This is a genomic window from Pseudomonas sp. HT11 (assembly GCF_044875395.1).
Lineage (GTDB): Bacteria > Pseudomonadota > Gammaproteobacteria > Pseudomonadales > Pseudomonadaceae > Aquipseudomonas.
On the sequence record NZ_CP173217.1, the window covers coordinates 2,427,584 to 2,450,458 of the forward strand.

The 22,875-nt window shown below is 62.8% G+C and carries 18 protein-coding genes; 8 read left to right on the plus strand and 10 right to left on the minus strand.

What is annotated here, in order from left to right; translation table 11 throughout:
- The first annotated feature begins 13 nt into the window (after positions 1–13).
- Entirely contained in the window at positions 14–1,513 is a 1,500-nt protein-coding gene (locus ABWL43_RS11350) for an ATP-binding protein (protein ID WP_404487709.1), read from the plus strand.
- Here the strand turns inward: ABWL43_RS11350 and ABWL43_RS11355 are convergent.
- A complete protein-coding gene (locus ABWL43_RS11355) occupies positions 1,460–4,213 on the minus strand; it encodes an ATP-binding protein (protein WP_404487710.1) in 2,754 nt (917 codons plus the stop codon). The genes ABWL43_RS11350 and ABWL43_RS11355 overlap by 54 nt on opposite strands.
- A gap of 58 nt (positions 4,214–4,271) precedes the next feature.
- Positions 4,272–4,670, minus strand: coding sequence for a helix-turn-helix domain-containing protein (locus ABWL43_RS11360; RefSeq protein ID WP_145163655.1), 399 nt, complete (start codon positions 4,668–4,670; stop codon positions 4,272–4,274).
- Positions 4,671–4,874: 204 nt separating this feature from the next.
- On the opposite strand from ABWL43_RS11360, the gene ABWL43_RS11365 reads away from it, so the two are divergent.
- The 5 genes from ABWL43_RS11365 to ABWL43_RS11385 all read left to right on the plus strand — a co-directional run bounded on the left by ABWL43_RS11365 (position 4,875) and on the right by ABWL43_RS11385 (position 11,575).
- The gene (locus ABWL43_RS11365) at positions 4,875–5,783 is read left to right on the plus strand and encodes a LysR family transcriptional regulator (RefSeq protein ID WP_106580719.1); all 909 of its coding nucleotides are present in this window, start codon (positions 4,875–4,877) and stop codon (positions 5,781–5,783) included.
- 1,706 nt (positions 5,784–7,489) lie between these two features.
- Entirely contained in the window at positions 7,490–8,080 is a 591-nt protein-coding gene (locus ABWL43_RS11370; RefSeq protein WP_145166223.1) for an antibiotic biosynthesis monooxygenase, read from the plus strand.
- On the plus strand, positions 8,077–9,915 hold the full coding sequence (locus tag ABWL43_RS11375) for an amidohydrolase (protein WP_404487711.1): 1,839 nt from the start codon (positions 8,077–8,079) through the stop codon (positions 9,913–9,915). Before ABWL43_RS11370 ends, ABWL43_RS11375 begins: the two co-directional genes overlap by 4 nt.
- 35 nt (positions 9,916–9,950) lie before the next feature.
- Positions 9,951–10,568 (plus strand): isochorismate family cysteine hydrolase YcaC, encoded by a 618-nt coding sequence (gene ycaC, locus ABWL43_RS11380; RefSeq protein ID WP_145166221.1) that lies wholly within the window; start codon positions 9,951–9,953, stop codon positions 10,566–10,568.
- Between the two features lie 119 nt (positions 10,569–10,687).
- A complete protein-coding gene (locus tag ABWL43_RS11385; protein WP_145166220.1) occupies positions 10,688–11,575 on the plus strand; it encodes a LysR family transcriptional regulator in 888 nt (295 codons plus the stop codon).
- Positions 11,576–11,710: 135 nt separating this feature from the next.
- Here the strand turns inward: ABWL43_RS11385 and ABWL43_RS11390 are convergent, their stop codons facing one another.
- The 7 genes from ABWL43_RS11390 to ABWL43_RS11420 form a co-directional block, all read right to left on the minus strand.
- The gene (locus tag ABWL43_RS11390; protein WP_404487712.1) at positions 11,711–12,658 is read right to left on the minus strand and encodes a D-isomer specific 2-hydroxyacid dehydrogenase family protein; all 948 of its coding nucleotides are present in this window, start codon (positions 12,656–12,658) and stop codon (positions 11,711–11,713) included.
- 13 nt (positions 12,659–12,671) lie between these two features.
- The gene (locus tag ABWL43_RS11395; RefSeq protein WP_404487713.1) at positions 12,672–13,844 is read right to left on the minus strand and encodes an acyl-CoA dehydrogenase family protein; all 1,173 of its coding nucleotides are present in this window, start codon (positions 13,842–13,844) and stop codon (positions 12,672–12,674) included.
- Positions 13,845–13,987: 143 nt separating this feature from the next.
- Entirely contained in the window at positions 13,988–14,113 is a 126-nt protein-coding gene (locus ABWL43_RS11400; RefSeq protein ID WP_256676539.1) for a hypothetical protein, read from the minus strand.
- The gene (locus ABWL43_RS11405) at positions 14,110–15,474 is read right to left on the minus strand and encodes an LLM class flavin-dependent oxidoreductase (protein WP_404487715.1); all 1,365 of its coding nucleotides are present in this window, start codon (positions 15,472–15,474) and stop codon (positions 14,110–14,112) included. The genes ABWL43_RS11400 and ABWL43_RS11405 overlap by 4 nt, the downstream gene beginning before the upstream one ends.
- Positions 15,475–15,488: 14 nt before the next feature.
- Positions 15,489–16,463 carry an ABC transporter substrate-binding protein gene (locus ABWL43_RS11410; protein ID WP_404487716.1) on the minus strand — a complete coding sequence of 325 codons (975 nt, stop codon included), beginning with the start codon at positions 16,461–16,463 and terminating at the stop codon, positions 15,489–15,491.
- A 99-nt stretch (positions 16,464–16,562) separates the two neighbouring features.
- Complete coding sequence (locus ABWL43_RS11415; protein WP_404487717.1) at positions 16,563–18,146, minus strand: rhodanese-related sulfurtransferase; 1,584 nt, start codon at positions 18,144–18,146, stop codon at positions 16,563–16,565.
- Complete coding sequence (locus ABWL43_RS11420) at positions 18,143–18,754, minus strand: cysteine dioxygenase (protein ID WP_262207699.1); 612 nt, start codon at positions 18,752–18,754, stop codon at positions 18,143–18,145. The genes ABWL43_RS11415 and ABWL43_RS11420 overlap by 4 nt, the downstream gene beginning before the upstream one ends.
- A gap of 225 nt (positions 18,755–18,979) precedes the next feature.
- Between ABWL43_RS11420 and ABWL43_RS11425 the strand changes: the two genes are divergently transcribed.
- Positions 18,980–19,885: a LysR family transcriptional regulator gene (locus ABWL43_RS11425; protein WP_404487719.1), complete on the plus strand. Its 906-nt coding sequence runs from the start codon at positions 18,980–18,982 to the stop codon at positions 19,883–19,885.
- A gap of 123 nt (positions 19,886–20,008) precedes the next feature.
- Positions 20,009–20,803 carry a class II aldolase/adducin family protein gene (locus ABWL43_RS11430; RefSeq protein WP_106580745.1) on the plus strand — a complete coding sequence of 265 codons (795 nt, stop codon included), beginning with the start codon at positions 20,009–20,011 and terminating at the stop codon, positions 20,801–20,803.
- 917 nt (positions 20,804–21,720) lie between these two features.
- Here ABWL43_RS11430 and ABWL43_RS11435 read toward each other — a convergent pair.
- Positions 21,721–22,803 carry an LLM class flavin-dependent oxidoreductase gene (locus tag ABWL43_RS11435; protein ID WP_404487721.1) on the minus strand — a complete coding sequence of 361 codons (1,083 nt, stop codon included), beginning with the start codon at positions 22,801–22,803 and terminating at the stop codon, positions 21,721–21,723.
- Positions 22,804–22,875: the final 72 nt, after the last annotated feature.

Genomic DNA, 22,875 nt, shown 5'->3' on the forward strand with positions numbered 1-22,875 from the left:
TAGCCACAGGCCCATGGAAAAGGATGCGCAAACGCCCAAGGCCGGGTGTTCCAGCGCTTTGACCCGCATGCACAACCCACACGCAGTCAGCTTTGGCCCCTACACCTTTCACCGCCAACAGCGCCTGGTCAGCAAGGCCGGCCTGCCGGTGCCGCTGGGTGGGCGTGCGCTGGATATCCTCGCGGTACTGCTGGAGACACCTGGGCAATTTGTGCGCAAAGACACGCTGATTGCCCGGGTCTGGCCGAGCAGCGTGGTGGAAGAGAACAACCTGCGCGTGCACATCGCGGCCCTGCGCCGTGCGCTGGACGGGCAGCGCTATATCCTCAATGAACCCTTGCGTGGCTACTGCTTTGTTGCGCCGGCCAGCGCCGCATCGGCGTTGCCCTGGCACAATCTGGCCGTGCGACTCAGCCCGGTGCTGGGCCGTGATGAGCTGTTGGGCGCATTGGTGCGGCGCTTGTACAGCCAACGGCTGATCATGCTCACCGGCTGCGCTGGCGTGGGCAAGAGCACGGTGGCTCTGGCCCTGGCTGAACGCGTGTTGCCGCGTTATCGCGACGGCGTGTGCTGGGTGGATCTGGCAACGGTGCAAGGGCCGACCCACCTGCTGCCTCATCTGGCCGCCACGCTGAACCTGCAGCCCTGTGGCAGCGCCAACGTATTGGCCGAGCAGTTGGCGCTGCGCCAGCTGTTACTGGTACTCGACGGCGCCGATGTGTTGCTCGGCGCCTGCCGCCACCTGGTGCGCACGCTGCAGGCACACGCGCCGCAGGTGACGGTGGTGTTGACCAGTCGTGAAGCCTTGCAGGTGCCCGGCGAATGGGTGCAACACGTGCCCAGGCTGGCGCTGCCGATGCCCTCGGCCTGGCGCGGTGTCGAGCAGGCGATGGCCGCCGCGGCGGTCCAGTTATTTGTCGCACGGGTGCGTGCTGGTCAGCAGGGTTTTGTGCTGCGTGCCCAGGATTTGGCGCCACTGCGCGACATCTGCCGGCGCCTCGACGGTATTCCCCTGGCCCTGGAACTGGCGGCGGCCCAGGTCGATGCCCTGGGCATACGGGGTGTGCACGAGCAGTTGCAAAGAGGCTTGCAGGTGTTGACGCGCGGCCGGCGCACGGCAGTGGAACGGCACCAATCCCTGATCGCGGCACTCGACTGGTCGTATCAGCGCCTGAGCCTGCCGCAGCGCTGGCTGTTCCTGCAGTTGGCGCTGTTCAAAATGGCCGTGACCTTGCCGCGCTTGAGCGAGCTGGTGGCAGGCACCGAGCTGGAACACGCCGACCTGTCCTACCTGCTGTCGCGTCTGGCGGCCACCTCGATGCTGGCAGTGGAGCCGGGCCCCGGCCCTGCGCGTTACCGCCTGCTCAACAGCGTGCGCAGCTACGCCCTGGCGCTACTGCGCGACCCGCTGCAAGTCGCGCAATTGCAAAAGGGTTACGGGCATTACCTGGGCTCCCGTTCAGGCCGGCCGTTTGTCCTGCAACTCGTCGAGCAGGCGGCGTACGCAGACTAGGTCGTGGGTGGCAAAGCCTTCGTTGAATTGCTTGTAGAGAGTGTTCAACAGGTCGCGCGCCGCCTGCCGCCGTCCTTGGCGTTGCCATAGGCTTGCCAGCGACATTGCGCTGCGTAACTCCCAGGCCAGCGCGCCTTGCTGATGCGCCAGGGCCAGCGCCTCCAGCAGCAGCGTTTCGCGCGCGTGAAGGTCAGGTAACGCCTCGGCCCGCACGCGCAGAATCTCGGCGCTGCACCAACCGGCCGCGCCACTTCTGGCGCGCTCAAACACTTCATCATCTACGTCGATGGCGTTGAACGTCACCAGTGTGTCCCGGACCAGGCCCAACCCTTGCAAATCCGCCTGCGGCGCCGTGCCCGCGTAGTGCTGCGCCCAGGTGTGAAACAACTGCACCGAGTGTTTTTGTGCCTGTTGCAGCAACAGGTCGAGCAACGAGCGCGCCGCAGCGCTATCGCCGTTGTAGCGGGCGATCACCACGCCGGCCAGGGCCAGCGTGTAGCAGATCGAGGTGCCGTGGTTGATCTGCAGCGCCAGCTCCAGCGCCTGGTTGGCGGTACGCCAGGCACGCTCTGCAAAACCGCGCAGCCACAGGATGCGCGCAAGCATCGTCAACGACGCCACACTCTGGTCGTATTGCACGCCAAAGCCATGGGTAAACCGATTGAGATGGCCGCTGTGGGCCATGCGCTGCATCACTTGTTCGGCGTTGTGCAGCGCCAGTGCCTGGTTGCCGGCAAAGTGCTGCGCCAGCACCCGCAGGCGCTGGGCGCTGAGGTCCAGCAAGGGCTCGGATTGTGGGCCGAGCTGATCGAAATGCAGGCTCTGTGCCAACGCCTCACGGTAGTTGCCGCTGCACAAATTGACCGCCATGTGGCCCGACACTGCCCGTAGCTGGCCGGTGAGCTCGTTGCTCGCTTGTGCCAGGCGCAGTGCGCCGGCAAAGGCTTGAATGGTCTGTGGCGTGCTGCCCTGGGCGTGGTAGGAAAAACTGCCCAGCGCCAGCTGCAATTCCATCTGCAGGCGCTGGCTCGGCGCGGTTGACTGCGCCAGGGCCTTGCCCACGTACAGCCCGTGCTCGTGCAGCAGCGACAGTTCCTGCCACAACGGCATCGCACTGACCGTAAGGCGAATACCCAACAGGTGCGCACCCACCTCGCCCAAGCACCAATCGAGGGCGGCGCGAATGTCTTCGCGCAGCGGGGCATAGCGCCTGATCCACACCTGGGTCGCGATCAGTTCCCAGTCCTCCCGGGCCTGTTCCATCAGCGCCAGGCAGCGCGCCGCGTGGCGCTCGCGGGTGGCCTCAAGCTCCGCGGCCACGCTGAGTTTTTCCAGCGCGTAGGTGCGGGTGATGTCGAGCAGGCGATAGACCACATCGTCATCGCCAGCCTCGACGTTGAGCAGCGACTTGGCCACCAACTGGGTGATCGAGCCCAGCACCTCGTTCGGCGCGATGCGCTCCCCGGCGATCACCGCCGCTGCGCTGGCCAGGCTGAACCCGCCACGAAACACGGCCAGGCGCCGCAGGCAAATCTGCTCGCAGGCCGTCAGCAGCTCGAAACTCCAGTCCAGCGTGGCGCGCAGGGTTTGCTGGCGGGGCAGGGCGCTGCGCCGGCCACGCACCAGCAGGCGAAAGTTGTCTTCCATTTGCACCAGCAGCCCCGGCAGGCCGAAGCGCTGGATCTGCGCCGCCACCAATTCGATCGCCAGGGGAATGCCGTCCAGGCGCTGGCAGATATCAATGGCCAGCGGCAGTTGCGCTTCGCTGAGTTCAAAACGGTCTTGATGGGACATGGCGCGTTCGATCAGCAGCTGCAACGCCGGGTAGCCGAGGGCCTGGGCACGGTTGCCGGAGGCGGGCGGGCAGGCCAGCGGTTCGAGGCGCTGCACGTATTCGCCTTCGGCGCGCAGCGCTTCGCGGCTGGTGGCCAGGATGTGCACGTGGGGCGCGTGGCGCAGCAGGGTTTCGCTGATCAGGGCGATGTCGTCGAGCAAGTGTTCGCAATTGTCGATCACCAGCAACAGCTGACGCGCGTGCAGGCTGCGGGCGAAGGTCAGCAGCGGCTCATGTGCTTGGGGCGTGAGGTCGAGCAGCGCGGCGAGGTTGGGCAGGATCATCGACGGCGCGCTCAGCGGTGCCAGGTCCAGCAGACGAATGCCGTCGCGGTAATGCCCGATCAGCAACTCGGCCACGCGTAGCGCCACGGTGGTCTTGCCGATGCCGCCTGCGCCGGTCAGGGTGATAAAGCGTTGCTGCGGCAGTTGCTGCACCAGCGCATCGATCAGCGCCTGGCGACCGATCATGCGCGTGCGCCGCAGTGGCAGGTTATGGCCCTGGCTGTGGGGCGGGCCGTCGGCAGGAATCGTCATGGGTTCGATGCTCAGTGGCGCAACAAAACTGTAGCCGCGCTGGGCCACGGTGACGATGTAGCGCTGGCCGGCCTGGCCGTCGCCCAGTGCCTTGCGCAACGCCGCCATGTGCACCCGCAGGTTGCCGTCTTCCACCACCGTTTTCGGCCAGACCCGCGCGATCAGTTCCTGCTTGCTCACCACATTGCCGGCCTGCTCCAGCAGGATCAGCAGAATCTCCACCGCACGCCGTCCCAGTCGCAACGGGCGACCGGCCTCCAGCACCAGGCGTTGGCGCGGGTGGATGCGGTAGGGGCCGAAATGCACGGCCTGGTCGCTGAGGTCACTCATGGTGGCCCATGCTCGGGAAAAAGGGTTTGGCCAGCATATTCCAGGTGCGTACAGACCACTAGGCCGCAATCACGTGCGGCTTGTGACGCAAGTGGTGGTTTCGCCAGGTCATCGGGTTGACGCCTTCGCTGCGCGTGAACATATGGCAGAAGTGCGCCTGGTCGCAAAACCCGCATTCCAGGCTGATTTGCGTGAGGCTCAAGGAAGAGCCGGTGATCAGTTCCTTGGCCCGTTGGATACGCTGTTGGCGAATCCACTCCTGCGGCGACAGCCCGGTGGTGCACTTGAAGGCGCGGGAGAAGTGGCTGCGCGACAGCGCGCACGCCTGCGCCAGGTCGGCAATTGCCAGGCTTTCGCCGAGGTTGGCAAGGATCAGTTGTTTGGCAATGCGCTCGCGTCGGGGGCATAGGCCGCCGGTCGCGGAGAAGCGCGGAGCACAGTACTCAAGTCGGGCCATGACAAATATCCGTAGTCGATGGGAGCGTTCCCGGTGAATGGATCCAGTGTAGACCGCTTCATTTTTGGCGCCGGACCGTCTGGCTGACGAGTTAATCGTTGTTAATTTCGCCAGGTCATGGCGCGGAAAAGACAGCACAGGCGTGCAATCGCCGCATGGCGGTATCTGCTTATCTGGCGGCCTGAAAACCGTTTGGAAGCCGCCATGAACCGCAACGACTTACGCCGCGTCGACATGAACCTGCTGGTGATTTTCGAAGCATTGATGTTCGAGAAGAACCTGACCCGGGTGGCCGAGAAGCTCTTTATGGGCCAACCGGCGGTGAGTGCGGCGCTTGGGCGCTTGCGGGATTTGTTCGACGACCCGCTGCTGTTGCGCAATGGGCGGGGCATGGAGCCCACGCCACGGGCGCTGGCGATACTCAAGGAGTTGCAACCGGCCATGGACACCATTTCCGGCGCGGTCAGCCGCGCCAAGGATTTCGACCCTTCCACCAGCTGCGCGGTGTTTCGTATTGGTTTGTCGGATGATGCGGAATTCGGGTTGTTTCCGCCGTTGCTCAGTCAACTGCGTGAGGAGGCGCCGGGGATTATCGTGGTGGTGCGTCGGGCCAACTACCTGTTGATGTCGGCGTTGTTGGCCAGTGGGGAGATTTCGGTGGGGGTGAGTTACACCACGGAATTGCCGGCGAATGCCAAGCGCAAGAAGCTGCGCGATATTCCGTGCAAGGTGCTGCGGGGGGATGACGGGGAGGCGCCGCTGACCCTGGATGATTACTGTGAGCGGCCGCATGCGATGGTGTCGTTTTCGGGGGATTTGAGCGGCAATATCGACCTGGACCTGGCGCGGATTGGCCGGGCGCGCCGGGTGGTGTTGGCGGTGCCGCAGTTCAGTGGGTTGCGGGCGTTGTTGGCGGGCACGCGGATTATTGCGACGGTGCCGGATTATGCGGCCTGTGCGTTGACTGAGGGGACGGTGTTGCGGGCGCAGGATCCGCCGTTTGAGATTGAAGCGGCGGAGTTGTCGATGGTGTGGAGTGGGGTGCATGATAATGACCCGGCGGAGCGGTGGCTGCGGTCGCGTATCAGTGAGCATATGTCGCGGGCGGTTTAGGCGTGGCGGCCTCTGGGCCGACCAGGTGGGGGGTTGGGGTGGGTGTATATCCGTTGCTGCGGTAACGGCCACTGGCGGTTCCGCTCTTACAGCGGGTCACTTTTGGCAAACGCCCCAAAAGTAACCAAAAGGTCTTTGCCCCACCACTCGGCACCTCGCCTGGGCTCGGTGTGCCCTCACTCCGGCTTGAATCCGTGGGCCGCCGCGACGGGCCATCCATGGCCCAACGCGGCTAACCCGGCGTCCTGCCGGGTTACCCACGGATTCAAGCCTGCGTTCGGCCAGCGTGGTTGACGGGGCCTGTCAGATCAAAAGCAAGATCAAAAGCAAAAGCACGGCGGCCTGAAAGCCGACCTGAGTGGTAGAAGCAAAAGCAGGGCAACAGCAGATCAACACACCTCTACCTGATGCACTGAGCTCCAAATGTGGGAGCGGGCTTGCCCGCGAATGCGGTGGTTCAGTCAGCCCATGTGTCACTGGCACACCGCCTTCGCGAGCAAGCCCGTTCCCACAATTTCACCGAGTGCAGCCCGCCAGCACCGCACTGCTATTGCTTTTCTGTGGGAGCTGGCTTGCCTGCGATGCAGGCACCGCGGTCCATCAGGTACACCGGGTTGATGCCATCGCAGGCAAGCCAGCTCCCACCTTTGACCGAGTACAATCAACACTCATCTACCTGATGCACAGAGATCCAAATGTGGGAGCGGGCTTGCTCGCGAATGCGGTGGGTCAGTCAGCTCTTGTGTCACTGGCACACCGCCTTCGCGAGCAAGCCCGCTCCCACAATTTCACCGAGTTCAACTGCCAGCACCGCACTGCTTTGCTTTTCTGTGAGAGCTGGCTTGCCTGCGATGCAGGCGCCTCGGTGTATCAGTGACAGACAGTCGATACCATCGCAGGCAAGCCAGCTCCCACCTTTGACCGAGTACAAACAACACTCATCTACCTGATGCACAGAGCTCCAAATGTGGGAGCGGGCTTGCCCGCGAATGCGGTGGTTCAGTCAGCCCATGTGTCACTGGCACACCGCCTTCGCGAGCAAGCCCGCTCCCACAATTTCACCGAGTTCAGCCGCCAGCACCGCACTGCTTTGCTTTGCTTTTCTGTGGGAGCTGGCTTGCCTGCGATGCAGACAACTCGGTGTATCAGGCATAACCAGTTGATGCCATCGCAGGCAAGCCAGCTCCCACATTGAATTGAGTTCAGCTTCCAGAATCAGGTCGGCTGTCAGGCCGCCTCGCTTTCGCTTTTGATCTAACCACTCAGGTCGGCTACTAGGCCGCCGTGCTCTGCTTTTGATCTTGATCTGCTTTTGACTTTGATCTTAGGCGCCCCGTTAAACCACGCTGGCCTCACGCAGGCTTGAATCCGTGGGTAACCCGGCAGGACGCCGGGTTAGCCGCGTTGGGCCATGGATGGCCCGTCGCGGCGGCCCACGGATTCAAGACTGCGTGAGGGCACACCGAGCCTAGGCGAGGTGCCGAGTGGTGGGGCAAGAGCCTTTTGGTTACTTTTGGGCTCTTTTCAAAAGTGACCCGCTGTAAAAGCGGAACCCATAGCGGCCGTTACTCAAATAACGGATATGTACTCCATAAAAACCTGCCCCCAAGGCCGCCACGTCAAACAGCACATACATCCAATTCCAACCCCCCCAATGCCCCCCAAACTCCCCCCATCGCACAACCCTCCAGGGGGGAATCAGAACCATGGACCCAACACCCAAAACCAGCCCCGACGAAGTCGTCACCCTGGTCGTCAAACACCTGATCAAACCCGGCCGCGAAGCCGACTATGAAGCCTGGCTCCGGCGCATCGTGCGCATCGCCGGCGAACGCCCTGGCCACCTCGGCGTCGACGTCGTGCGCAGCAAACAAAACCGCCTGGCGCTGTTCACCTGCGTCCTGCGCTACCGCTCCACCGACGACCTCGAACGCTGGCTCGGCTCCCCCGAGCGCCAAGCCCTGATCAACGAAGCCACGCCCATGCTCGCCGATGGCGACAACACCGAAATCGGTGCCGTCAACGAATTCTGGTTCGCCCCCCTGGCCGACAGCGCCGCCAAACCACCGCGCTGGAAACAAGCCGTGGTGACCTTGTTTGTCATCCTGCCGCTGACCCTGCTGATCCCGATCATCTGGGCCCCGGTGTTGCGCCTGCATCCGTTCCTCTCCAACTACGTGGTCGCCACCTTCCTGGTCACCCTGACCATCGTGCTGCTGGTGGTCTACCTGCTGATGCCGGCCGCCACCCGCCTGTTCGCTCCCTGGCTTGAAGCCTCTGTAAAGGAAACCCTATGAACGCCGATCTGATTCTGTTCAATGGCCAGTTCCACACCGTGGACCGTGAAAACCCGCGCGCCACCGCCGTTGCTATTCACCAGGGCCGCTTCGTCGCGGTCGGCACCGACGCCCAAGCCATGGCGTTACGTGGCAGTGCCACGCAGGTCATCGACCTCAAGGGCCGCACCGTCATCCCCGGCCTCAACGACTCGCACCTGCACCTGATCCGTGGCGGGCTGAACTACAACCTCGAACTGCGCTGGGAAGGCGTGCCGTCCCTGGCCGATGCGCTGCGCATGCTCAAGGATCAGGCGGACCGCACGCCCACGCCGCAGTGGGTGCGCGTGGTCGGTGGCTGGAATGAATTCCAGTTCGCCGAAAAACGCATGCCGACCCTGGAAGAGCTGAACCAGGCCGCGCCGGACACGCCAGTGTTCGTGCTGCACCTGTACGACCGTGCCTTGCTCAACCGCGCTGCCCTGCGGGTGGCCGGCTATACCAAAGACACGCCGAACCCACCGGGTGGCGAGATCGTGCGTGACAGCAACGGCAACCCCACTGGCATGCTGGTGGCGCGGCCCAACGCGATGATTCTGTATGCAACCCTGGCCAAGGGCCCGAAATTGCCACTGGAATATCAGGTCAACTCGACCCGCCAGTTCATGCGTGAACTCAATCGCCTGGGTCTCACCAGCGCCATTGATGCCGGCGGTGGTTTCCAGAACTATCCCGATGACTACGCGGTGATCGAGCAACTGGCCAAGGACGAACAACTGACGGTGCGCATCGCCTACAACCTGTTCACCCAAAAGCCCAAGGAAGAACTCAGCGACTTCAAGCACTGGACCGGCAGCGTCACCCTGCACCAGGGCGATGACTACCTGCGCCACAACGGCGCCGGCGAGATGCTGGTGTTTTCGGCGGCGGACTTCGAGGATTTCCTCGAACCGCGCCCCGACCTGCCGCTGAGCATGGAGCAGGAACTGGAACCGGTGGTGCGGCATTTGGTCGAGCAGCGCTGGCCGTTCCGCTTGCATGCCACTTACAACGAATCCATCTCGCGCATGCTCGACGTGTTCGAGAAGGTCAACCGCGACATTCCGTTCAATGGCCTGCCGTGGTTTTTCGACCACGCCGAAACCATCACCCCGCACAACATCGAGCGCGTGCGTGCTCTTGGCGGCGGTATCGCGATCCAGGATCGCATGGCGTTCCAGGGCGAATATTTTGTCGAGCGTTACGGCGCCAAAGCGGCCGAAGCCACGCCGCCGATCAAGCGTATGTTGGCTGAAGGCGTGCCGGTCGGGGCGGGCACCGATGCCACGCGGGTGTCGAGCTATAACCCGTGGACCTCGTTGTATTGGATGGTCAGCGGCCGCACCGTCGGCGGCCTGGAACTGCACGCCGAAGGCCTGCCGCGCCTCACCGCGTTGGAGCTGTTCACCCACGGCAGTGCCTGGTTCTCGTCGGAGCAGGGCAAGAAAGGCCAGATTAAGGTCGGCCAGTTGGCGGACGTTGCCGCGCTGTCGGCGGACTTTTTCAGTGTCGATGAAGAAGCCATCAAGTGGATTGAGTCGGTGCTGACCGTGGTCGGCGGCAAGGTGGTGTACGGCGCCGGCGACTTCGACGATTTCGCACCGCCACGCGTGCCGGTGCTGCCGGACTGGTCGCCGGTGGTCAAGGTGCCGGGGCACTGGCGCCCAAGCTCACCGTTACAAGCCCAGGTCCATCAATGCAGCGGCCCGTGTGGCGTGCATGCCCATGGCCATGAAAAAGCGCGCCTTTCCAGTGTGCCGGTCAGCGACTTCCAGGGTTTCTGGGGCGCGTTTGGCTGCTCGTGCTTTGCCTTCTAAAACTCCCCCTCTCAATCAAAAACAGGAGCTATCCCATGACTTACAAACGCTTGAACAAAGACGACGCCGTGGTGCTGTTGGTGGACCACCAGACCGGCTTGATCTCGCTGGTGCAGGATTTCTCGCCCAACGAATTCAAGAACAACGTGCTGGCGCTGGCGGATGTGGCCAAGTTCTTCAAGCTGCCGACCATCCTCACCACCAGCTTTGAAACCGGCCCCAATGGCCCACTGGTGCCGGAGCTGAAAGAACTGTTCCCGGACGCGCCGTACATCCCGCGTCCTGGCCAGATTAACGCCTGGGATAACGAAGATTTCGTCAAGGCCGTCAAGGCCACCGGCCGCAAGCAATTGATCATCGCCGGTGTGGTGACCGACGTCTGCGTGACGTTCCCGACCCTGGCCGCGCTGGCTGAAGGCTTCGAGGTGTTTGTGGTGACCGACGCTTCCGGGACGTTCAACGAGGCCGTGCAACGTGCGTCGTGGGCGCGCATGAGCGCAGCGGGCGCGCACCTGGTGAACTGGTTCGCGGTGGCCTGCGAGCTGCAGATCGACTGGCGCAACGACATGGAAGGCCTGGCCAACCTGCTGTCGCCGCGCATCCCCAACTACCGCAACCTGATGAACAGCTACTCGGCGTTTACTGCCAAGTAACCCGACAGACAGCACACCGCTGAACCCTGTGGGAGCCGGCTTGCCCGGCTCCCACATTTGATTTGTGGTGCCATGACTGACCGGTTATAAAACAGCAAAATGTCCACCGAGAAGCGACAATGAACCCCTTCGAAGACATGCGCCTGTTCTGTCAGGTCATGGAGTCTGGCAGCTTCACCGCCGCCGCCGAGCAACTGGGCCTGTCCAAGCAATTTGTCAGCCGCCGCCTGATTCAGCTGGAAGAGCGCCTGGGCGTGCGCCTGCTCAACCGTTCCACGCGCCGCCTGGACGTCACGCCGCTGGGCCAGAGTTATTACGAATCCGCCTTGCGCCTGCTCAGTGACGTCGAGCAAGTGGAGCAGGGCATCGCTGGCCAGAACAGCGAGCCGCGCGGCACGCTACGCCTGAGTGCGCCGCTGTCGTTTGCCATGGCTCACCTGGGCTGCCTGTTGCCGTCATTTCTGCAGCGCTACCCGCACGTGTCGGTGGAAGTCGACCTCAGCGACCGCCCTGTTGACCTGATCGGTGAAGGCTACGACCTGGTGTTGCGCATCGGCACCCTTGAAGACTCGACCTTGATCGCGCGACGTATCGCCAGCGTCGAGCGGGTGTATTGCGCCAGCCCCGAGTACCTGGCCCTGCGCGGCACGCCGCTCAAGCCCGACGACCTGACCGACCACGATTGCCTGCCCTACGGCCACGGCCGCCAGGTGCAATGGCGCTTCCAGACCAAGGGCAAGCTGCAGTCGGTGAATGTCAGCGGCCGCATGCGCGTGAACAACGGCGAGTTGTTGCGCGACACGGCCATTGCCGGGTTGGGTGTTACTTACCTGCCGACGTTTATCGTGGCTGAGGCGTTGAAGGACGGGCGCTTGGTCACGCTTCTGGAAGACTTCGCCCCTGAAGCGCTGACCTTGTCAGCCGTTTACCCGCAGCACCGGCAGAGCTCCAGGCCCGTGCAGGCGCTGGTGGAATTCTTGCGCGAGCGCCTGGCGGGTGGTTGCTAAATCATTCCAGAACCCGGTGAAGATCAAATGTGGGAGCTGGCTTGCCTGCGATAGCGATGTATCAGTTGAAACTATGCCAACTGAACCACCGCTATCGCAGGCAAGCCAGCTCCCACATTTTGATTGTGGTTCGGCTCAGAGATCGACAAGGTTGGCCAGCGTCGAGCCCTGCACATACCGCTGCAGATTCGCCAGAAACGTATCGGCAATCTCCTCTTGGCTGTTGGTCGAAATCGCCGAGGTATGCGGTGACAGCCTCACCCGTGGATGGCTGTACAACGGATGCCCATCCGGCAGCGGTTCCGGCTCGGTCACGTCCAGCGACGCCAGGCCGATCTGCCCGTTGTCCAGCGCTTCCAACAACGCCTCCTGATCAAGCAAACCACCGCGCGCGATGTTGATCAGGTGCAACCCCGGCTTGGCGCTGCCGAGCACATCGCGGTTGACGATATGCCGCGTGCTCTCGGTCAGCGGCGCCGCCAGTACCAGATGGTCGGCACGGGCGAACAGGTCGTGGGTATCCCGCGCGGCTTCGACGCCGTCCACGTCAAAAGAGGCATGGCTTTGACGCAACGCAACCACGTTGATGCCGAGTGCCAACGCCTTTTGCGCAAGGCTTTTACCAATCGCGCCAAAGCCGAGAATACCCAGGGTCGTGCCCTTGAGCGGACGCAATGGCGTGAAATTCCACTGGGCATCCTTCACCCAGATAGCCGGCAAACGCTTGGACGCGGCAAAGATCGCCGCCAGGGCGAACTCGGCGAGGTTATCGGCGGCGCTGCCACGCGAGGTGGTCACCGGTGGGCCTTTGAACAGCCACTGCGGGTAGAAGTCGATGCCCGAGGAGACCAGATGCACCCACTGCGCGCCATACGGCCAGCCCGGCGGCGGGGTGTCCGGCGCGGTGTAGCCGCGCACGTTGATCGGGCGCAGCAAGAGGATATTGGCCTGGGGCGGCAAGTCACTCGGCACACCAACAGGCACGCCGATCACCTGGGCTTCGGGATGAATCGAGGCGAGGCGTTCGCGGATTACCGCGTTGTAATCTTCGTCCAGCTGGCTGGCAATAATCACCTGACTCATGAGCGTTCCTTATTCATTTTGGGCCACGTTGGGCGAACACAGCTTTGCCGACGCCTTGCAGCACGGCGTCGTTTTGTGGGGTATGCACGCGGCTGCACAGCACGTCGCGGTAATGGCGTTGCAGCGGGCTGTGGCGTGACAGGCCCGGGTTGCCCGAGGCTTCGATGGCCAACTCGACGGCGCGGATCGCGTTGCCGGTCACCAGGTACTTCAACTGCGCGGCATTCGCGGCCGGTGTGTGGCCTTCAGCGGCGGCATCCAGCAGGCTGCGGTTGGCAAACAGCAGCGTGTCGATATGGCCGACGGTTTCCTGAAAACGCGGCAAGGTCGACAGCGCTGCGCCCAGATTGGATGGCTTGCGCTCCTCCAGCCATTGCACCAGCCAGTCCCGTGCGGCCTGGGCCACGGCGTCATACACCGAGGACAGCAACACCGACATCCACAGGAAACCATCGCCATCCAGCTCTGGCTGCGGTGCGCTCCAGGGGCTCACGCTGACGGCGTGGTCCAGCGGCACCAGCACGTTGTCGAGCAGCACTTCATGGCTGCAGGTGGCGCGCATGCCCAAGTGATCCCAGGTGTCGATGATGCTCACGCCGGGGCTGTCTTTAGGCACCAGCCAGGCGCCCACCAGCGGGTCGGCGTCATCGCTGCGCGCCCATACGCTGAACCAGCTCAGGCCATGGCTGCCGGTGGAGTAAATCTTGCGCCCACTGATGCGCCAGCCCTCGGCGGTGCGCACGGCGGTGGTCGCCGGCAGTCCGCCACGCGCCGGGGTGCCAAGGTCGGGTTCGACGCGCAAGGCGTTGATCAGCGCGCCGTTGCGCACTGCGTCTTCGGCGACTTGCACGCGCAAGTGCTGGGGCCAGGTCTTGCTGTCTTGCAAGCGCGTGTGTTGCAGGTACTGCATCACCAGGATCAGCGCGGTGGAGGGCTCGCCCTTGGCAATCGCGCTGATCGCCTTGCGCGCCTGGGGCAAGCTGGCACCGCCGCCGCCCAAGGCCTTGGGCACGGTGAGGGCGACCAGGCCGTGGTCATGCAACAGCGTGAAATTATCGTGGGGGAAGGCGCCGCTGGCGTCGTACAGGTGCGCAGTGCTCGCCAGCTCGGCGCTGAGGCGTTCGAGCAGGGCTTCGAAGTTGGCGACTTCCACGGAGCGTAAGGACGGTTGGGAAAAGTGGCTCATGGTTGCTTCACTCTGTTCGATAGGTGTACGCCGATACCTGTGGGAGCTGGCTTGCCTGCGATAGCCATTCCAGGCTGACAGTGTTGGTGGCTGAAACACCGCGATCGCAGGCAAGCCAGCTCCCACATTGAATCGGTGTGATTTCAGATAGCGATGCGCACAGGCTGTTGGCCCAACACGCGCTCCACCACCTGCAACGCCGCCGGCGCCCAGGTGGCCACACGTTCGGCATGCAGCTCAGCTAACTGACGGTTCAGGGACTCGCTCATGCCAGCGCCTCCTGTTGCTTTTCGACCTCGGTGGCGACGCTGTAACGGTTGGCCGGCACGTCCAGGCCAAGGTTGTCGCGCAGGGTGTGGCCGGTGTATTCGTTACGGAACAGGCCGCGCTGTTGCAGCACCGGCACCACCAGCTCGGTGAAGTACTGCAAGCCATCCGGCAGCACCGAGTTGATGATGAAACCATCGCTGGCGCCGGTTTCGAACCAGGTCTGGATCGCATCGGCGACTTGCTCCGGGGTACCGACAAAATCGCGTTTGGGCCGCGAGAAACGCAGGGCCACTTCGCGCAGGGTCAGGCCTTCGTCCCTGGCCAGTTGCTTGATGCGCTCGGAGCCGCCTTTCTGGCTGTTGGCGCCCAGGTCGCCGAGTTCCGGGAAGGGGTCGTCCAGCGGGTATTGGCTGAAGTCGTGGTCGTTGAACGGGCGGCCGAGGGCGACAATCGCATCTTCCACGGTGACCAGGTCCACGGCCTGCTGATAGCGGCTTTCCACCTCGGCGGCGTCACGCCCGACAATCGGGCGGATGCCCGGCAGGATCGACAGGCTACTGGCGTCACGCCCGAAGCCTTTGGCGCGGCGCTTCAAATCGGCGCTGTAGGCTTTGCCTTCTTCAATGTTCTCGACGTGCACGAAAATCGCATCGGCGTTTTGCGCCGCAAAGTTGCGCCCATCTTCCGAGGTGCCGGCCTGGAAAATCGCCGGCTGGCCCTGGCGCGAACGCGCGATGTTGAGCGGGCCTTTGACCGAGAAAAACTCGCCTGTGTGGTTCAGCGCATGCAGCTTTTGCGGGGTAAAAAACTCGCCGCTTTGCTTGTTGTAGGCAAAGGCGTCGTCCTCCCAGGAATCCCACAGGCCCTTGACCACGTTCAAGTGCTCCTTGGCGATGCGGTAGCGCACGGCATGCGGTGGGTGCTCGGCCTTGCCGAAGTTGTCGGCGGTACCGCTGAGCCATGAGGTGACCACGTTCCAACCGGCGCGGCCGCCGCTGATGTGGTCCAGGGACGCAAACTGACGTGCCACCTGATAAGGCTCGGTGTAGCTGACCGTCACCGTGGCGACCAGGCCGATGTTCGTGGTCAGCGCGGCGAGGGCCGAGAGAATCGTCAATGGCTCGAAGCGATTGAGGTAATGCGGGCTGGATTTGGCGTGGATATGCAGGCTGTCGGCGATGAACACGAAATCGAATTTGGCGCCTTCGGCCAACTCAGTCTGCTGCTTGTAGAAAGTAAAATTCGTGCTGGCATTCGGTTGCGCCTGCGGGTGACGCCATTCGCCCCAGCCGTGACCGACGCCGTGCACCATGGCGCCTAGTTTCAAATGGCGTGGCTGCAATTGATCTGGCTTGCTCATGTGTCGCTCCTTGCTTAGCGCGATGCTTGGGAAGTGGGAAAACGCTCGGCGTTAAAGCTCTTGTCGAAACCCTGCGACACGTCGATGTGCTTGGGCAGCAGGCCTTCCTTCTGATAGGTGTCGGCCGTGGCTTGCAGGCCGCTGATCACGCTGTCGTCGATTACCACGGGGCTTAGATGAGTGTCTTTGGCCACCTCGACGTGCACCGCCAACGGCAGGCCGGTGATTTTCGATTGGGCGGCAGCGTATTCATTGGGGTGCGCATTGGCCCACGCATAAGCGCGATCGACGCGGGCGACAAAGTCGTCCAGTTGCGCGCGTTTTTCGCTGATGGCCTGGTTGGTGGCCGCAAAATACAGGTGGTTGCTCAGCAGCTGGTTGCCGCTGACCAGCACCCTGGCCTGGCTTTGTGAGGTGACCACCGTGGTGTACGGGTCCCACGTGGCCCAGGCGTCGACGGTGCCGTTATCGAGCACCAGCCGCGATTCGGCGGGCAGCAGGAAAATGAATTGCACATCCTTGGTGGTCAGCCCCGCGCTGGCCAGGGCCTTGATCGCCAGGTAGTGGCCGATGGAACCGCGCCCGGTGACGATTTTCTTGCCCTTGAGGTCGGCCACCGTCTTGATCGGTGAATCCTTGGGCACCACCAGGGCGGTGGTGTTGCGCCCTTCGGCGTGGATGATGCTGACCACTTTGAGCGAGGCGCCGGCGCCCAGAGCGAACACATACGGCGCATCACCAAGCGCACCGACATCCACGGCGCCGGCATTCAGGGCTTCGCCCAACGGCGAGGCGGAGGGGAATTCCGACCATTGGAGGGTGTAGGGGACGTTTTGGGTTTCGCCCGAGGCTTCCAGCAGGGCCTTGATGGTGGATTTCTGATTGGCCACACGCAGCGGTTGCAGGTCGGCGGCCTGGGCGGTGCTGAGCAGGCCAAAGGCGAGGGCGGTGCCCAGCAGCAGGCGTTTGAACGCAGGGGTAAAGGTCATGAGCGGTAGATTCCAGACAGTTCGAAAAGGTGTGGGTTACCTCCGCCTGGAAAGGGGTCGGTGCGGCCTGCCCCGGTCCGGGGCAGGCGTGAAGGTGGCTCAGATCACATAGAAACCATGGGTGCCGTCGCGGGCCAGCTGGTCGACCAGGCCAAACTCCCAATCCAGGTACGCCTGCATGGCTTCCTTGGGGCTGTCGGTGCCTTCGTACGGTCGGCGGTAGCGGTCGATACGCGGTGAAGCCAGGTGGGTTTCACCAGTTTCCAGCGGCAGTTGCTCGGCGATCCAGTGGGTGGTGCCGCCTTGCAGCAGGAACACCGGCTTGCCGGTCAGCGCCTCGACTTCGGCCACGGCCAGGCGCGCCAGCTGGCTGGTGCCGCAGGTCAGCACATAACGTTCGGCACGCGGCACTTTGGTCAGCGCTTCGGGCAATTGCGCCCGCAGTGCCCAGTGGGCGCCGGGGATGTGGCGCTTGACGTAATTGACGCTCGGGGTGAAATCCAGCACCGCCGTGTCGCCGTGGGCGAGCCACTGCGCCAGGGTGTGCGGGCTGATCAACTCGGCTTGCTGCGGCGCCGGTACGGGGGCTACCCAGGCACCGGTTTCGCTGAAGTGCGCTGTTTGCAGGTCGTCGAGCACATGCACTTCCCAGCCCAGTTGCGCGAGCCAGGAGGCGGACATATTGGCACGCACGCCGTCGTCATCCGCCAGCACCAGGCGCGCACCGCGCACGCTGGCGACGTGATCGGTTTCCTGCACCAGCTGGCCGCCCGGTGTGGAGCGTGCGCCGGGCAGGTGGCCGGCTTCGAATTCTTCCGGGGTGCGCACATCGAACAGGTACGTGGTGCGGTTCGGTTCCTGCTGCCAGCGTTGCAGGTCAGCCAGGGTGGCGCGGCCGACGCGAGCTTTATCGGCCACGCGGCGCGCGTCCCGGGCGGCGATCTGGCGGTGTTCTTCGCGGGTTGGCGCAAAGCGCCGCGACTGGCCGTGGGCGAGTTTTTGCCCGGCCAGCGTCCAGCCGATGGTGCCGTTACGCAGCGCCGACACCGGGTTGGCGATGCCAGAATTGATCAACGATTGAGTGCCAATAATGCTGCGCGTGCGCCCGGCGCAGTTGACGATGATGCGTGTGGACGGGTCCGGCGCCAGTTCACGGGCGCGCAGCACCAGCTCGGCACCGGGCACGCTGATGCCGGTGGGGATGCTCATGGTCTGGTATTCGTCGAAGCGACGCGCGTCGAGCACCACCACGTCGGCTTGGTTGTCGAGCAGGGCCTGGACTTCTTCGGCGGCCAGGGACGGCGTATGGCGCTCGCTCTCCACCAGCTCGCCAAACGCCTTGCTCGGCACATTGACGTCGATAAACAGCTCACCACCGGCCTTGCGCCAACCGTCCAACCCACCTTCAAGCAGGCCGACCTGGGTGTAGCCCAGCGCAACCAGGCGCTCGGCTGCTCGCTGCGCCAGCCCTTCACCGTTGTCGTAGACGGTGACCTGGGTATCGCGGCGCGGAATGCGCGCGTACACCTCAAGCTCCAGTTTGGACAGCGGGATATTTGCAGCGAACAGCGGGTGCGACTCGGCAAACGGTGCTTCTTCGCGCACATCGACCAGGGCGACTTCTTCACGGTCCAACAGGGCCTGACGGATTTGGGCGAAGCTGCGGTTCGATACGGTGGTCATAGGGCAGGGCTCTTTTCTTTGGACACATCCCAGATGTTCGGGAGGTAGGCGTTGGAATAACCGGAGATAAACAGTTTCTCGCTGCCGTCGGGCTGATACACCGCGCGGCGTACCGCACCGATATTGGCGCCGTACACATGAATGCTGATCGACACCTGGTCGCTGTGGGCATTGCTGACCTGATGGATATCGCCGACCTTGGGCGACACGGCCTCGACCTGACCCGGCACCAACTGAATCGGCTTGCCCTCGGCAACGAGGCGGCCGTCGGGTGCGCGTTCAAAGCCCTGGGAAAATTCCGAGCCGCGCAGCATGCCGATCAAGCCCCACACCCGGTGGTCATGAATCGGCGTACTTTGCCCCGGCCCCCACACAAAGCTGACGATGCAAAAGCGCTGGCGCGAATCGGCATGCAGCAGAAATTGCTGGTAACGCGCGGGGTCGGGTTGGGCGTATTCGTCGGGCAGCCAGTCATCGTGGCTGACCAGTTGCGCCAAGAGCTTGCCGCCACGGTGCAGCAGGTCGCCTTCGCGTGGATTGCCGTCGATCAATTCCGCCAGGGCGCCTATAAAGGCTCTGAGTCTCTCGGGGTGTCGGGCCTGGGTCATGGCACTTCCATCGCTGCTTTAACGGGGAGGGTGTGATGGGTTTATATAAGCATAATGTTTATGGTTAATATGCTATTTTTTAATGATTAGCTTATAGCTTTAGGTAATTTAGAACCGGTCTGCATAGCGTTAGACGTTATCGATCACAGCGTGGACTATCCATGCAGCGTTCCTGCAACTATGCTTCGCACACATCTTAATGACTGTTCTCTATGTGCGGCCCAAATGAAAATTGACGATATCGATGCCTTTGTCGAAGTGATTCGTTGCCAGTCCATCAGCCATGCCGCCGAGTCGTTGCAACTGACCCAGCCGGCCATTACCCGCCGTGTGCAGAACTTCGAGCAGGCGCTGGGCGTGGAGTTGTTCGACCGCAACACCAAGCCCCTCAAGCCTACGCTGATCGGTACGCGCGTTTATGAACAATGCCGGCTGATCCTGCGTGAAATGGATGCCCTGCGCGAACTGGTGGCCACCGACGCGCCGCCCACTGGCGTATTGCGCCTGGGTGTGCCGCAGACCATTGGCGATGTGGTGCTGCTCGATGCGCTCAAGCACCTGCGCACCGAATACGCCGACCTGCGCACCCAGGTCGCCACGGGTTGGGGCAGCCAACTGGTCGGCAAGATCGAGCGCGGTGAGCTGGACGCGGCGGTGGCGCTGTTCCCGGCGGGCAAGATTTTCCCGGACAACATCGTCGGTGAGTCCATCGGCAAGATGGAGTTGGTGGTGGTGTGTGCCAAGGCGCAGTTGCCGAAGAAGCCATGCAAGTTGGCCGATGTGTACCAGAACGGCTGGATTCTGAACCCGGATGGCTGCGGTTTCCGCGCCGGCTTGCAGCGCACCTTGTCCGATCAGGGGTTGGCATTGCGGGTGAACCTGGAAACCTTCGGCACCGAATTGCAATTGGGGCTGGTGGCCGACGGTTTGGGCCTGGGGCTGGTGCCGCGGCCTTTGCTGGAGCGCAGCGCTCACCGTGAGCAGCTGGCGGTCATGCCGCTCAAGGATTTCAAGCCGGTGATGGATTTGTGGCTGATCTATCCGCATTTTCTCGGCAACCTGCAGGGGCCGGTGGATGCATTCGGCAAGCGGGTCGCGGACTCGCTGCACAAGATCCGCAACGCCGCCTGAGTGAGGGATGTGGTTTTTATAAAAAAAAATAATAATTAGCTTAGATTAAAATGTGCTTTTTATTATTTTTCGGCATCCCCTAGGCTGCCTGGGAGTCCTTAAGGCCATCCAGGAAGTTTTGCCATGAGCAGCGTCACCTCTCTATCCAGCGTTTCCAGCAACGTCCGCCAGCGCGTGTCGCCTGAAGAGTGGGAGGTGCGCGTCAAACTGGCTGCGGCCTATCGGCTGGCGGCGTTGTACAAGTGGACCGATCACATCTACACGCACTTCTCGGCCCGCGTGCCGGGTCCGGATGAGCATTTCCTGATCAATGCCTTTGGCTTGTTGTTCGATGAAATCAGCGCGTCCAACCTGGTCAAGGTTGACCTTGACGGCACGATTGTCGACGACCCTACGGGCCTGGGCATCAATTACGCAGGCTATGTGATTCACAGCGCCATCCACGGTGCGCGGCATGACCTGCAAGCGGTGCTGCACACGCATACCCGTGACGGTATTGCGGTGTCGGCGCAGAAGGACGGTCTGTTGCCGATTTCCCAGCACTCCATCGCGTTCTCCGGGCGTATCGCGTACCACGGCTATGAAGGCGTGGCGCTGGACCTGGACGAGCGTGAGCGGTTGGTGGCGGACCTGGGGGACAAGAGTGTGATGATTTTGCGTAACCATGGGTTGTTGACGGCGGGGGTGAGCGTTGAGCATGCGTTTCAGCAACTGCAGGGGCTGGAGCGTGCGTGCAATATTCAGGTGGCGGCGCAGGCGGGCGGCAATGCGCAGTTGATCTTCCCGCCGGCGGAGGTGGTGGCCAAGGTTGAAGAGCAGGCCAAGGTGTTCAGCAACGGGGCCGGGCCGGGTGTGGCACGGCATTGGAATGCGTTGGTTCGGCAGTTGGAGCGTACGGATACCGAGTATAAAAACTGACGTTGGCGGCGGTGTGGGGGCTTGGGGGGCTGGTTTGTTTGTGATGGGGGGTGTTTAGGTAGATTGGGGGCATATCCGTTGCTGCGGTAACGGCGGCTGGCGGTTCCGCTCTTACAGCGGGTCACTTTTGGCAAACGCCCCAAAAGTAACCAAAAGGTCTTTGCCCCACCACTCGGCACCTCGCCTAGGCTCGGTGTTCCCTCACGCAGGCTTGAATCCGTGGGCCGCCGCGACGGGCCATCCATGGCCCAACGCGGCTAACCCGGCGTCCTGCCGGGTTACCCACGGATTCAAGCCTGCGTTCGGCCAGCGTGGTTGACGGGGCCTGTCAGATCACAAGCAAGATCAAAAGCAAAAGCACGGCGGCCTAGTAGCCGACCTGAGTGGTAGAAGCAAAAGCGGATCAAAAGCACAGCAACACACTTCTATCTGATGCACAGAAATCCAAATGTGGGAGCGGGCTTGCTCGCGAAAGCGGTGGTTCAGTCAGCTCATGTGTCACTGGTCCACCGCCTTCGCGAGCAAGCCCGCTCCCACCTTTGACCGAGTACAAACGACGCCCATCTACCTGACGCACAGAGATCCAAATGTGGGAGCGAGTGCAGCCGCCAGCACCGCACTGCTTTGCTTTTCTGTGGGAGCTGGCTTGCCTGCGATGCAGGCACCTCGGTGTATCAGTGACACGCAGTTGACGCCATCGCAGGCAAGCCCGCTCCCACCTTTGACCGAGTACAAACGACATCCATCTACCTGACGCACAGAGATCCAAATGTGGGAGCGGGCTTGCCCGCGAATGCGGTGGTTCAGGCAGCTCATGTGTCACTGGCACACCACCTTCGCGAGCAAGCCCGCTCCCACAATTTGACCGAGTTTAACTGCCAGAACCGCAGTGCTTCGCTTTTCTGTGGGAGCTGTGTTTACGCGACCTCCTTGGCCTGCTCGCGCTCTGCGACCAATTGGCGGGTGAGTGGAATCAGGCGCTTGCCGTAGTCGATTGCATCATTGAGCGGGTCGAAGCCGCGAATCAGGAAGGTGGTAATCCCCAGGTCGTAGTAATCCAACAGGGCTTCAGCGACTTGTTCGGCGGTGCCCACCAGTGAGGTGGAGTTACCTTGGGCGCCAAGCAGCCCGGCAATCCCGGTCCACAACCGCTTATCCAGCCGCGAGCCTTGCGCCGCTGCTGCCAGTAAGCGGCGTGAGCCTTCGTTCGGCGGTTCCCGTCGCACGAATCCGGTCTTCTCAGCCAGCGCCGTGGCCTGTTGCAAGATCGTCTCGGCGCGCGCCCACGCCAGTTCCTCGGTCTCGGCGAGGATCGGGCGCAACGACAAACTGAAGCGGATCGTGCGCCCATGCTTGGCCGCTTCGGCGCGCACCTGAGTCACCACTTCGCGCACTTGCTCATAGGTTTCACCCCACAGCGCATACACGTCGGCATGTTTGCCCGCCACCGCAATCGCTGCCGCGGAAGAGCCGCCGAAATACAGCGGAATGTGCGGCTGCTGCGGCGACTTCACCGTCGAGTGCGCGCCTTGCACCTGGTAGTACGTGCCCGAGAAATCGAAGGGCTGCTCGCTGGTCCATTCCTGGCGCACCACGCTGAGGTACTCGTCGGTGCGCGCGTAGCGTTCGTCCTTGCCGATGTGGCTGCCATCGGCGCGCAGTTCGCGGTCATCGCCACCTGTGATGATGTGCACGGCGGTGCGCCCGCCGTTGAAAACATCCAGGGTGCTGAACTGGCGCGCAGCCAGCGTGGGCTGGGCGAAGCCGGGGCGGTGCGCGATCAGGAACTGCAGCTTCTGGGTCACGCTGGCGGCATGCGCGGCGATCAGCGTGCTGTCTGGGCTGTTGGAATGGAAGGCCACCAGGGCGCGGTCGAAGCCGGCCTCTTCGTGGGCGCGGGCCACGGTTTCGACGTAGTCCGGTTGCAGGGTCGGCCCGCTGCGCGGGTGTATCTCAGAGGCGTGATGGCCGCCGATATAGCCGATGAATTCAATGCTCATGGTCAGTCCTTGTCAGGTACGGGATCAACACCTCCTCCGGGCGTGGGGTCGGTCACTCGGCTCAAAAGTAAG